The organism is Lelliottia jeotgali (genome assembly GCF_016771845.1).
GTDB lineage: Bacteria > Pseudomonadota > Gammaproteobacteria > Enterobacterales > Enterobacteriaceae > Enterobacter > Enterobacter jeotgali.
Genome location: NZ_JAENMQ010000003.1, coordinates 273,822 through 286,362, shown reverse-complemented (window position 1 = coordinate 286,362; position 12,541 = coordinate 273,822). Strand labels below are relative to the sequence as shown.

Below are 12,541 nucleotides of genomic sequence, written 5' to 3'. Positions count from 1 at the left end.
CCGGGTAACCAGGGTTTAGAACTTCAACGAGCCCTGCATATACAGCGTGCGCGGCTGGCCTGCGTAGATGCCTTTGTTGTTGTCGTCGTAAGAGCGGGTGAAATAATCCTGGTCAAAGATATTTTTCACACCGAACGCCAGGTTCAGGTCTGCCATCTGCGGACCAAAGTCATACGCCACGCGCGCGCCCCAGAGCATGAAGCCGGGGATGCGGCCGGTGCTACCATCGGCGCTCTCTTTAACGGTGTTGGCATTATCTGCAAACTGGCTGGACTGGAAATCGCTGTTCAGGTTGAATGTCCAGCTGCCTGGCTTGTAATCCACGCCCAGCGTGCCTTTGTGTTTGGGTGAGAACGGCACCTGGTTGCCGTAGGTGTCGCCTTTCTCGCGGATCTCGGCGTTGACGTATGCATAGCTTGCATAGACAGAGACGTTATCGAGCGTGGGGGTCAGCGTGCCGAGGTCATAACGCGCCTGACTTTCCAGCCCGGTATGGCGCGTTTTACCACGCGCGGTAACGGTGTCGTTGGTCTGGTTGGAGTCGTACTGATTATTAAAGTTAATCAGGAACAGCCCCATTTCCGCCGTCAGCGCGCCATCGTCGTAACGTGTTCCGAGCTCCCAGGTTCGCGCTTTTTCCGGTTCCACATTGCCGCTTTGCACAGCCTTGCCAATTTGGCTGTACTGTACGGTGCCGAACGAGCCTTCGGTGTTTGCATAAAGATTCCAGCTGTCAGTGAGGTGATAGAGCACGTTTAACGCCGGAAGTGGGGCGTTATAGCTCACTTCCTCATGCGTGCCTTTGATGGCGTTGTTCTGGTATGACTCGATATGTTCAAAGCGCATACCCGGTGTGATAGTCCAATTGCCCACGTCAATTTTGTCATCCAGATACCAGGCGTGCGCCTCAGTACCGGAACGGGTGTCGCGATCGTACGGGCTTGAGCCGGACGGTAGCTGCCCGCTGCTGGTGGCGGTGTAGTAACGCATTTCATGCGTGGATTCATTCACATATCGGTAACCGACGCCCACCTCATGTGCGCTCGGGCCAACCATAAAGCTCTGGCTGTAGCGCGGTTCAATGCCGCGTACCCAGTAGTTACGCGGTGAAAGTGTGATGCGTTTGCCCTGTTCCAGGTAGCCGCTGCGTAGGGTTTCGGTGTAGAAGCCCTGAATATTGAATTTATGCTGGCTGTCCGGCTGGAACTGATAGCCGAGGCTTGCCAGCTTGCGACGCCCCCAGAAGCGATCGTAAGGGCGCGTGGATTGCCAACGATCGGCATCGTAATCCGCGCGAGACAGGCCGCCTGGCATGTCGGCTTCCCCGTCGTAATATTGCAGCAGGCTGTTGAAGGTATGGACCTCGTTCGGCGCATATTTGCTTTTCAGCATCAGGTCGTCGATGCGCGTTGCGCTGTGCTCACGCCAGTCGCTGCCGCGAGTGCCGGAGTAAAGCAGGGCGGTCCCAAAACCGTTATCCGCCGTGCCGCCCACCATCAGATTGTGCGTCTCTTTTGGGTTATTTTGTGAGGACGTTGGGCTGAGCTGGCCTTCCACGCCAGCTTCGATACCGAAGTCTTGCGGAATGGCGCGGGTGACAAAGTTCACCACGCCGCCCACGCTTTGCGGCCCGTAACGCACTGCGCCACCGCCGCGTACCACGTCGATGGCATCCATGTTGCCGAGCGAGACAGGCGCCAGTGAAAGCTGCGGCTGGCCGTAAGGGGCAAAGGGTACGGGAATACCGTCCATCAGTACGGTTGATCGGCTGGCAAGGCGCGGGTTCAGGCCGCGAATACCAAAGTTCATCGCCAGATCGTGGCTGCCGGTGCCGTTGTTCTCCGGCGCAGTGACGCCAGGGATACGGTTCAGCAAATCGCGCATGGTCGTCGCGCCGGTTTTGGCGAAATCCTCACGGCGGATAACGTCACGCGCGCCAGCATGTTCAAAGACGTCGTTTTCGCGCGCGTCCCCTAGCCAGTCGCCCACCACGGTAAGGTTATCTTCTTTCGGTGTGGGTGCGTGCTCAAGCGTCCAGCTGTTATTCCCCAGCGCTTTCACCTGCAGACCGCTACCGTTCAGCAGCTGTTGCAGACCGGTTTCGATGTCGTAGTCACCGTGAAGACCGTGACTCTGTTTGCCGCGCGTCAGGCTGGCGTCCACCGACAGGGTCATTCCGCTTTGCGCGGCATACTGGTTAAGGACTTTGTCGAGCGAACCCGGTGCGATATCAACCTGCGCTGCGAAGGCGGATAACGATAGCCCGGCCAGCGGCAGCAGGCTCAGGCGAATTGCGTAAACCAAAGGTGTTGTTTTGCGAAAAACGCGTAAAGGCGTCATACCTTCTCCATCATCATTTTTGTTGTGTTCATCTATGAGTCGAACGAGAAGGGGAAAAGGGACAATGGAAATGAGAATTATTTTTCTTACACGGCTGAAATATTGACCCAGTACCGCGTAACTGACTGAATTTTAACTGGAAGAGTCTTCGCGATAACATTCAGAATGGCATCGGTATCTTTCAGCGGGAAAGTCCCGCTCAGGCGCAGCCCGGCCACTGCCGGATCACAGCGCAGCACGCCGTTGCGATAACGGCTCAGCGTGGCAATCACCTCACCCAGCGGTTTATCGCTGAAGCTCAGAACGCCCTGAGTCCACGCGGCGCTTTCATCATCCGTTGAGGTTATTACACCCAATTCCGACGCGCTAAACTGCAGGCTCTCGCCGGCACTGACAATGCGTTTTTCCTGCGGACGGTTTGCCAGTAAGACTTCAACAGCGTGTTGTTGAACGGCGACGCGCGTGACGTTGTCCTGCTGGTAGACGGTAAATTCTGTGCCTAACGCGGTGAGCTGGCCCTGGCGGGTCATCACGCGGAAAGGTCGCTGCAGAGCATCTTTTGCGGTGCTGATGGCAATTTCGCCATACCAGAGGTGGACAGCGCGCTGATGCGCATCAAAACGAACGTCAGCGGCGCTTTGTGTGTTGAGCGTCAGCAGCGAGCCATCTTCCAGCCGCTGATGGCTGACCGCGCCTTTAGCGGTGCGGTAGTCCGCGCGAAGACCTTCACCGGTTTCGGATTGCCAGAGCTGCCAGCCGCCGCCCACGCCGAGCAGCAACAGCAGTCCTTTCATGACGTGACGACGAGTAAGGCGCGTATCGTGCAGCGCCCGGCTGGCGACATTGGCCGGAACCTGGCTGAGCTGGCTGCGCAGGTTTTCAACCTGTTGCCAGGCCCACTGATGATCCTTGTCCTCTTCATACCACTGTTGCCAGCGCGCTTCCTGCTGCGGACTGACGCGCTCGCCGCTCAATACGGCATACCAGTGTGATGCCGAGCGCAATGCCTGGCGGCGAGAATCGGTGACAGAAGCGTTCACAGGCCGTGCTCCAGACGAAACAGCAGACAATGTTCGATAGCCTTTGCCACATACTTTTTCACCGAGCTGACGGAGACACCCAGGTTCAGCGCGATCTCGCTGTATGTCAGACCATCCAGTTGTGAAAGCAAAAACGCTTCGCGTGTTTTTCCGTTTAACCCGTCCAGCATCCTGTCGATCAGTTGCAGGGTTTCGAGCTGACTTTCGCGTTCCTCGGGCGAAGGCGCCAGCCCCTCCGGCATCAGCGCCAGCATCTCCAGATAGGCTTTTTCCAGCGCGTTTCGGCGGAACAGATCGACCATCACGCGTTTGGCGATAGTGCACAGGAATGAGCGAGGATCGCGGATCGTCGAGAGCGTGTCGCTGCCCATTACCCGCACAAAAGTGTCCTGGGCAATATCATCTGCATCAAACGCCGACTGGAGTTTGTGCGTCAGCCAGCTTTTTAGCCAGCCGTGATGTGAGCCATAAAGCGACTCGAGCGTTAAGGAAGCAGTGGTAGTGGCGCTGTCAGACATGCGGAGTGCATCAAAAGTTAATTATCACGCGCTTATATTAATATGAGAATGGTTATCATTACAATTGGAAATAAAAATGTGTGTCGTTGTGTTTTTTAACGTGTTGTTTTTTCGATAAATGTTATGAGGTGGGGAGTGGCACGCGTTTGATGTGTTTGTGGCTGAAAGTGCCCAGTGGCATCGCGCTTTGCGGTATCTGTGCGGGCGTCTATTTTTCGGTAGGGTGGGCGGCATACTCTATTGTAGAAGTGTGCCAACATTACATGGAGAAAAGCATTACCGGAGAATAACGTGTTCGGAAAATTATTATTAAACTACATGCCCGGTTTACAAAATTTATTAGCCTACGATAAAAGTTGGCTAAAACATGATGTTAAAGCGGGGTTATCTGTTGCGGCTGTAGCGCTACCCGTTGCTATTGCTTATGCCGAGTTGGCGGGTGTTGGGGCAATCGTAGGGCTGTATTCATGTGTTCTACCGATGATAGCTTATGCATTGTTTGGTTCTTCACGTCAGCTTATTGTTGGCCCCGATGCAACAACCTGCGCGGTAATTGCGGCCGTCGTGTTTCCTCTTTCTGCCGGAAATCCTGAACTGCACTGGCAACTGACGATCATTATGACCTTGATGATGGGCGGATGGTGTTTGCTTGCCAGTAAATTTCGCCTGGGCGCACTGGCCGATCTGCTTTCTCATCCCATTCTTACCGGTTTGCTTAATGGCGTAGCCGTGACGATTATTGTCGGGCAATTAGGCAAGGTTTTGGGAATCAAGCTTGATGAGGCACAGGTTATTGAGAAAATAATTGCCTTGCCAGGCCGAATTTCAGACAGCCATTTATTAACCTTCGGGCTATCACTTTTAACGTTAGCTATTTTAATGGTTATCAAAACGTATCGCAGCCACTGGCCAGCACCGTTGATTGCCATTCTGATAACAACGGCACTGGTATGGGGAACATCTGCACAACATTATGGTATTGCCACTATTGGAGGGGAAGGGTTCCAGCCTGGTTTACCTGTCGTTAACTGGGCAGCGTTCCAGCCGGGTCCGATGCGTGATTTAGTTATCCCGGCGCTGAACCTGGCTTTGGTCAGTTTTGTCAGTCTGATGCTGACCGCTCGCAGTTTCGCCGCGAAAAATGGCTATGAAATTAATGCTGATGCGGAGTTCAGAGCTCTGGGTATTGCGAATATCATGTCGGGATTATCTCAGGGGTTTGCGATCAGCGGAGCCGACTCACGGACTGCAGTTAATGATTCCACTGGGGGAAAAAGTCAGCTGGTTTCCATTATCGCAGCCTTACTTATTGGAGTCGTAGTGGTATTTTTCACTCAGCCGTTACAGTTTATCCCGGTATCCGCATTAGGTATTGTTCTAATGTATGCATCGTGGTCATTGATTGATTTACGTGGATTATGGAACCTGAGACGAAGAAATAAACAGGCATTTCGCCTGGCCTTCTTCACGTTTGGCTGTGTTTTAATTATCGGCGTTATCCAGGGGATAGGTCTTGCGGTGTTGCTTGGCTTGTTACAGTTCCTGCGAACAGTCTTTCGTCCCTCTGAGCATTTACTGGGAACGGATGAAAATGGAATGATTCACTCATTAGGGAATACAACCGATATTAAAATGGTCCCAGGCGTGCTGATGTATCGATTTAACTCCCCGTTGACCTATTTTAATGTGGCTTATTTTAAACGTCGGGTACTGAACTTAGTTGATGGCGCAGCATTACACCCTAAATGGGTGGTCATTGATGCCGTTGCCTGCTTCACTTATTCAGATATCAGTGTCCTGGCAACGATTAATGAGTTAAAGCGTGACCTGAAATGTCGACAGATTACGTTAATCCTGGCGGGCAGGAAAACGGAATTAACACGCTGGTTTAAAGAAAGTCGGCCAACAATGAATGATGATGACATGCTTCTTGCGCCAGACCTCTATTTGGCACTCCGGTTCATTCAAAGCAAAGAGAGTGTAAGTGAGAGTGAGTCAGGCGGTGATGGATAGGGTTAAAAGTTGAATATACCTTCCAGGTTACACGATTTTTGAAAGGAGTCCGATAGTGCTGATCTACAACGTTTTTGGACGACATTTCTGCTTCACGAGCATTTTTCGTTCCTGTACCAGCCAGTTTTGACTCACTGGTCCGCCAACCCACAGCGGACCCGCAATCCTTATTTAATCCTCTTCCCATCCTTATCAACCACCTTCTCCCCGTCCTCCTTGGTAAAAGCTTGCTGCTGTTGAGAGGGCAGAATATCGAGCACCACTTCAGACGGACGGCACAGTCGCGTTCCGATCTCAGTGACCACAATAGGGCGGTTAATCAGAATCGGATTTTCCAGCATCAGCTCAATCAGCTGAGCATCGGTGAACTTATCCTGTGCCAGGTGAAGTTGCTCGTAAGGTTCGACATTTTTTCGCAGTAGCTCACGCACCGAAATTGCCATATCCGCAATCAGTTTTATCAGCTCATCACGCGAGGGTGGCGTTTCAAGGTAATAGATAATAGTGGGTTCAGTGCCGCTGTTGCGGATCATCTCCAGCGTATTACGCGATGTTCCGCATGCAGGATTGTGGTAAATGGTGATGTTGCTCATTTCAGATTCTCGTGGTTAAGCGAAAGAGAGACGCAGCGCCAGTGCGGCGAGCGTCACTAACAGGACGGGCAGCGTCATGATGATCCCTGTACGGAAATAATACCCCCAGGTGATGGTCATATTTTTCTGAGCAAGGACGTGGAGCCAGAGCAGCGTAGCAAGGCTACCGATTGGCGTGATTTTTGGCCCGAGATCGCTGCCAATCACATTGGCATACACCATCGCCTCTTTGATGACGCCCGTCGCGTGGCTGCCGTCAATCGACAGTGCGCCAATTAATACGCCCGGCATATTATTCATCACCGATGACAGGAACGCTGTAATGAAACCGGTGCCCAGCGTCGTTACCCACAGCCCATGCTCTGACAGAGTATTCAGCACGTCAGACAGAGAGCGAGTGAGACCAGCATTCCTCAGGCCGTAGACCACCAGATACATGCCCAGTGAGAAAATCACAATCTGCCAGGGCGCGTTGCGCAGGACCTTTCCCGTATTAATCGCATGTCCTCGCTTCGCGACGGCGAATAAAATCAGAGCACCCGTGGCGGCGATTGCGCTAACAGGTAATCCCAGCGGTTCAAGGACGAAGAATCCGGCCAATAAAAGCAGCAGAACTACCCAGCCCGCTCTGAAGGTGGCCAGATCTTTAATGGCGGTCGCTGGGACTTTTACCTTCGCTAATTCATAGGTCGAAGGAATATCTCTGCGGAAAAACAGGTGCAGCATCGCTAATGTCGCGGCGATGGCGGCAATATCGACCGGCACCATAACCGATGCGTATTCGGTGAATCCGATATTGAAGAAATCGGCTGAGACAATATTCACCAGGTTCGACACAATCAGTGGCAGGCTGGCGGTGTCGGCAATAAACCCGGCGGCCATTACGAAGGCCAGCGTCGCCTGGGGGCTGAAACCCAGCGCCAGCAGCATGGCAATAACAATGGGTGTCAGAATTAAGGCTGCGCCATCGTTGGCAAACAGCGCCGCTACGGTAGCGCCCAGCAGAATAATCCAGGTGAATAACAGTCGTCCTCGACCCTTGCCCCAGCGAGCAACGTGCAGCGCCGCCCACTCAAAGAAACCGGACTCATCCAACAACAGGCTGATGATTATGACGGCAATAAAAGTGGCGGTGGCATTCCAGACGATATTCCAGACCACGGGAATATCACCGATATGAATAACTCCGCACGCCAGAGCCAGAACCGCGCCCAGGGAGGCGCTCCAGCCAATACTCAGCCCTTTTGGTTGCCAGATAACCAGAACCAGGGTGAACAAAAAAATAACTCCAGCCAAAAGCATGGCGTACTCCATTACATCTGAATAAGTGAATGTATCAGGGGTGGCTTAACACTTTCCTGGCGACAATGATTTTATCTTTTCACGCGTTTCTTCGCGCAGACAGTTCCAGCTGGTATCGATAGTAGTAGCAGCCCACGCTGGCATGTTGGGGGACAGGCGGTAGTAAACCCATTTTCCTTCGCGACGATCGCTGACGAGCGAATACTCACGTAATATCGCCATGTGGCGCGAGATCTTGGGTTGAGATTCTCCGATGGCCGCGCAGAGATCGCAGACGCAGAGTTCGCCAGACTCACGTAGCAACAGCACGATAGACAATCTTGTTTCATCGGAGAGCGTTTTGAACAGCTGAAGAGGATGTAGCATTTTCAGTCTCAACGTTAGTGTGATTACACATATGCTAAACCATATGTGTAATCTTTTAAAGCGTTGGGATCAGATTGAGGTTAACGCCTAATGCCGCTCCTCATATTTGCTGCGTTTATGCTGATATAACAGTTCGTCCGCCTTGTGCATTGCTGTTTCCAGGGTATCTCCGCGCTGCAACTGATAGCCTCCCCAGGAGAAGGAGACCAGTTTTTCTGGATCAATGGAGAGCAACTGTTCTTGAACGCGCGCAATCACATCGCGCGTTTTAGCGAGGTTAGAATCAATGAGGATCAGGGCAAATTCATCACCACCCAGACGTATTCCATAATCACTTTTACGGATTGACTGCGCCAGGGCAAGGCCCAGGAACTGAATCGCTCTATCGCCCATGTGATGGCCTAATGTGTCGTTGATTCTTTTCAGTCCGTCGCTGTCGATAGCCACCGCCGTCACGGGAATATTTCGCTCTACGATTGAACGAATAATCTGCTCCAGCTCAGGGGTAATCACTTTGCGGTTATAAAGCCCGGTCATGGCGTCGGTAATATTATCCCGCGACAGCGATCTCTGGCGGTTAAATTGCTGACGCGCATATCGCAGCATCAGCCAGGTGGCTAAGACATAGAGCACCACCAGCCAGATATTTGCCATCACCACATAAATCGCGTCCAGCTTCGCATGCAAGGTGTAGTACTGCGTCATATCATCTTTATAATTAATGATATCCCGCGACTTCAGTATTGGCTTATGGAAGATGATATTCCCGCCGGTGGTATTGTCGGTGACATACAGGGAGAGAAATTTCCACAATAAAGGGCGATCTGGAGTAATAAATGAGGTGGCCAGATCGTGAACAGTAATGTCGGTGATCAGCAGCCCTTTGATTTTTCCGTCCAGGAATACTGGCGTGATCATACTGATAATATTTTGCTTCGTATAACCATCGTTATAAATATGCGTCACAATATTCTCGCCCTGGATCAGATCTTCCAGCGCGTTATCATCAATGGTAATGGTGTGCGCACTGTGCACAATATTTATCCTGTTGTCATCGGCAACTAGCCAGTTGTTAAAGGCGTAGTCAAAGGTGTTCACCAGATGGTTGATATAAATATAGTTGTGCGCGAGGTCAATATAATAGCGGGTGTTATTAAACTCGTAGCCCGTATAGTTGGAAAAGCTGTATTTGGACGAAGCAGCGGTCTCCATCTCATTGATGACGGGCAGGGCGGGCACATCCCGGCTCCACGCTTCGCAGGCTTTATTTCGTGTCTGAAGGGTGCCCTCCAGGTTAACGATGGTTCTTGCCACCAGATTAAAACCGAAAATGGCGCCGACCGTTTCAATGTGCTGGCAGAGTAATTTGGCTTTTTCCTCGCCATACGAGCCTGAATCTGCCTGTTTAGAAAAGGCGCGGGATAAGCGAAAGGCGATATCCTGATTGATGAACTCTTCATGGAACAGTGCAGACTTGCCGTTTTCGGCAATATATCCCATATAGTTTTGAAGGTTTCTTACTTCATGTAAAACAAGGGCGGCGAAAATTGAGGTTGTGCAGGCAATAATAATAATCGCCGCACTGATATATTTACGTTGTGACAAGATGGATAACTCCCTTGTAATACCACCTAAGAAATTTCGTAAAGTATAGCATCTCAGCGATCGTAAGAATTTGACCCTCAACATTCTTCAGTGGCGCTGATATCGGTGATATCAGCGCGTTGTGTGTTACAAACTGCCGGTTCCGCCATCAACCAACAGTTCTGTTCCCACCGTATAGCTTGATTCATCGGACGCCAGATACAGCGCGGCCTTCGCCAGTTCCGTTGGCGTGCCCATCCGCCCAAGCGGAACCAGGCTTGCAATATCACCCTGTAGCGCTTTCTGCGCCTCTTCGCTCAGCCCCAGTTTGTTCAGCGCTGGAGTAGCAACCGGCCCAGGACTTAAGCCGTTAACGCGAACCCCGCGCGGCAGTAATTCCGCTGACAACGTTCTCGCCAGGGATAACAGCCCGGCTTTGCTGGCGGCATAAACGCTGCTGGTGGGCAGGCCGATGCGGGCGCTAACCGAGCCACACAAAATCACCGAAGAGGGATTGTTCAGCAGCGGCAGCAGCGCCTGAACCAGAAAGAAGGGACCCTTGAGATTGATGCTCATCAGCCGATCCCACGCCTCTTCGCGCCACTCCTCAATAAGACCGTGCGTCACATCTCCGGCGTTGATAAACACCGCATCCAGCCGTGACCAGCGAGTGGCGAGGGTGTCTGCCAGCTGCTGTTGCGCGGAAATATCACCAGCGTCGGTGGCGATCACCCAGGCGTTATCCCCTAAAATTCGTTGCGCCTCGGCCAGTGTTTCCGGGTTACGTCCGGTCACCGCGACGTGTGCCCCTTCGGCGATAAACTCCTGCGCCGTCGCCAGACCGATGCCGCTGGTGCCACCCGTAATAAGCGTATATTTACCTGCTAAACGACCCATGTTTATCTCCTGAAATGTCACTGGAGAAAGCACTATAGAAACGTTAGTATCCAAAAGAAACCAGGTACCATTTGGATACTAATGAGGCGAACGGTGTGCTATGGCGGAAATACTCGACCCGACGTGTGAAAAAAATTCTGCGACTGAATCCTGCCCGATGACCCAGTTTGTCAGCCTGATTTCGGGCAAATGGGCGATCCCCATTCTGTATCGGCTGATCGTCCTCAATGCCCCGGTGCGCTTTGGCGATCTGCTTCGCGCGGCTGCACCGATCACCCAAAAAGAGCTGACCAAACAGCTGCGTTTATTTGAACAGCGTGGGCTGGTGTCGCGGACGATCTTTCCGGAGATTCCGCCGCGCGTGGAATATCAGATAACGGATTTAGGACTTACGCTACAGAGCGCGCTCTCCCCGCTGGCCGCCTGGATGCGGGAATATGGCGACCAGCTGGAACGTTAATTAGCGCGTCAGATAGCGCGGCGCCGGAACGCCGGTCCGCGCACTATTGAACAGGGCCAGACGCGCCTCTTCATACCGCTCCCAGAGTTGCACATCATGCATCGGCGGGATCGTGATCAATTCACCTTTATCCAGCCCGGCCAGCGCCGCGTCCACCATATCGTCCGTGGTCATCACCGAACCTTCCGGCAGATCGTTCATGGAAACGCCTGAAATTTCCCAAATCTCCGTCGCAGTTGCGGCAGGTAACACCGCCTGAATACGCACGCCAGTGTCGGCAAACTCTTCCTGTAATCCACGCGTAAAGTTCAGCACCCAGGCTTTGGTAGCGCTATACAGGGCACTGCCCGCCCGCGCGTGAATCGACAGCACCGAGGCGATATTAATCAGCGTGCCGCGATTGTTCTGTGCCAGGCGCGGCAGGATCGCCAGCGTCAGACGCATCAGGGCCGTGGTATTTAAGGTATTGATGGCCTGGTGCGAGGCCGCGTCGCTGGCGAGGAACGGGGCCATTTGCGCCGTGCCAGCGTTATTGACCAGCGAATCGATCGCCGTATTGCTGTGCAGCACTTCCTCAACGGCGCGGATCCCCGTCTCCTGCGTCAGATCGGCGACCAGAATCTCGACATTAACGCCATACTGCTCGCGAAGCTGTGATGCCAGGGTGTTCAGGCGATCTTCCCGACGAGCAACCAGTACCAGATTAACGCCTCGGGCGGCGAAACGATCGGCATACACTGCGCCAATGCCGGATGATGCCCCAGTGATCAACGCGGTAGAGTGTTGGGTAGTCATTGCGTGTTACCTCAAAGCAAAGTGGGTTAATTGGTTTCAATATGAAACCTAATTTACTGTGAGATATTTGGTTTTATAATGCAACCAATTGACGGAAATTATTTTTGATCTGCGCTCAGGGCGGAGAGGGAACTGTGTCTAAGAGACTGAAAGAGAAGGGTTAGGGAAGTTTCGGGATCACATCTTCCGGCGCCAGTTCCCGGCCATCCTGAGCGATAAGCGTCAGTTTACGCAGCGGTTGACGATGTTCTGCGTCCACCAGTACGCTGCCCAGCTCGTTTTCGGCAAACAAATGTTCATTGCCCCACTGGGATAACGCCACCAGTACCGTCTGCAAAGCGCGGCCTTTTTCGGTCAGCACATACTCCTGCCAGGCGCTGCCATCGGAGGCGGGCTGTAAAATCAGGATGCCTTCTTCTACCAGCAATTTGAGGCGGGTGGCGAGCATATTTTTGGCGATCCCGAGGCTTTTCTGAAATTCCCCAAAACGCTTCAGCCCACGCAGGGCGTCGCGTACGATCAGCAACGACCACCAGTCGCCGATAATATCGAGCGAACGGGCGACAGGACAGGTACTCTCTTCAAGACGGGTTCGTTTCACGCTGGCTCCTCGGTTGATAGTTTTATTATAAA

12 protein-coding genes are annotated in these 12,541 nt (G+C 52.7%); 2 read left to right on the top strand and 10 right to left on the bottom strand.

The window, feature by feature from the left end; translation table 11 throughout:
* Positions 1–15: 15 nt before the first annotated feature.
* From fecA to fecI, 3 genes are all read right to left on the bottom strand, one after another.
* Positions 16–2,340, bottom strand: a complete 2,325-nt coding sequence (gene fecA / locus JBO43_RS10210; RefSeq protein ID WP_202674237.1) for a TonB-dependent Fe(3+) dicitrate receptor FecA — start codon at positions 2,338–2,340, stop codon at positions 16–18.
* A gap of 86 nt (positions 2,341–2,426) precedes the next feature.
* A complete protein-coding gene (fecR, locus tag JBO43_RS10205) occupies positions 2,427–3,380 on the bottom strand; it encodes a ferric citrate uptake sigma factor regulator FecR (protein ID WP_202674236.1) in 954 nt (317 codons plus the stop codon).
* A complete protein-coding gene (gene fecI, locus JBO43_RS10200) occupies positions 3,377–3,898 on the bottom strand; it encodes a ferric citrate uptake sigma factor FecI (RefSeq protein ID WP_095281508.1) in 522 nt (173 codons plus the stop codon). The genes fecR and fecI overlap by 4 nt, the downstream gene beginning before the upstream one ends.
* Before the next feature lie 291 nt (positions 3,899–4,189).
* Between fecI and JBO43_RS10195 the strand changes: the two genes are divergently transcribed.
* Positions 4,190–5,911: a SulP family inorganic anion transporter gene (locus JBO43_RS10195; RefSeq protein ID WP_202674235.1), complete on the top strand. Its 1,722-nt coding sequence runs from the start codon at positions 4,190–4,192 to the stop codon at positions 5,909–5,911.
* Between the two features lie 167 nt (positions 5,912–6,078).
* Here JBO43_RS10195 and arsC read toward each other — a convergent pair whose 3' ends face one another.
* The 5 genes from arsC to JBO43_RS10170 all read right to left on the bottom strand — a co-directional run bounded on the left by arsC (position 6,079) and on the right by JBO43_RS10170 (position 10,653).
* Positions 6,079–6,504 carry a glutaredoxin-dependent arsenate reductase gene (gene arsC / locus JBO43_RS10190; protein ID WP_202674234.1) on the bottom strand — a complete coding sequence of 142 codons (426 nt, stop codon included), beginning with the start codon at positions 6,502–6,504 and terminating at the stop codon, positions 6,079–6,081.
* Positions 6,505–6,519: 15 nt separating this feature from the next.
* Complete coding sequence (locus JBO43_RS10185; protein WP_095281510.1) at positions 6,520–7,806, bottom strand: arsenic transporter; 1,287 nt, start codon at positions 7,804–7,806, stop codon at positions 6,520–6,522.
* Between the two features lie 45 nt (positions 7,807–7,851).
* Positions 7,852–8,172 (bottom strand): metalloregulator ArsR/SmtB family transcription factor, encoded by a 321-nt coding sequence (locus tag JBO43_RS10180; protein WP_103947924.1) that lies wholly within the window; start codon positions 8,170–8,172, stop codon positions 7,852–7,854.
* A gap of 87 nt (positions 8,173–8,259) precedes the next feature.
* Positions 8,260–9,861 carry a diguanylate cyclase DgcJ gene (gene dgcJ / locus JBO43_RS10175; RefSeq protein ID WP_095281512.1) on the bottom strand — a complete coding sequence of 534 codons (1,602 nt, stop codon included), beginning with the start codon at positions 9,859–9,861 and terminating at the stop codon, positions 8,260–8,262.
* Positions 9,862–9,903: 42 nt separating this feature from the next.
* Positions 9,904–10,653, bottom strand: a complete 750-nt coding sequence (locus JBO43_RS10170) for an SDR family oxidoreductase (RefSeq protein ID WP_095281513.1) — start codon at positions 10,651–10,653, stop codon at positions 9,904–9,906.
* Between the two features lie 100 nt (positions 10,654–10,753).
* On the opposite strand from JBO43_RS10170, the gene JBO43_RS10165 reads away from it, so the two are divergent.
* A complete protein-coding gene (locus JBO43_RS10165; RefSeq protein ID WP_103947922.1) occupies positions 10,754–11,113 on the top strand; it encodes a winged helix-turn-helix transcriptional regulator in 360 nt (119 codons plus the stop codon).
* On the opposite strand, the gene JBO43_RS10160 is transcribed toward JBO43_RS10165, so the two are convergent.
* The gene (locus JBO43_RS10160; protein WP_202674233.1) at positions 11,114–11,908 is read right to left on the bottom strand and encodes an SDR family NAD(P)-dependent oxidoreductase; all 795 of its coding nucleotides are present in this window, start codon (positions 11,906–11,908) and stop codon (positions 11,114–11,116) included. It abuts the gene before it with no gap.
* Between the two features lie 160 nt (positions 11,909–12,068).
* Positions 12,069–12,509 carry a winged helix-turn-helix transcriptional regulator gene (locus JBO43_RS10155; RefSeq protein WP_095281516.1) on the bottom strand — a complete coding sequence of 147 codons (441 nt, stop codon included), beginning with the start codon at positions 12,507–12,509 and terminating at the stop codon, positions 12,069–12,071.
* Positions 12,510–12,541: the final 32 nt, after the last annotated feature.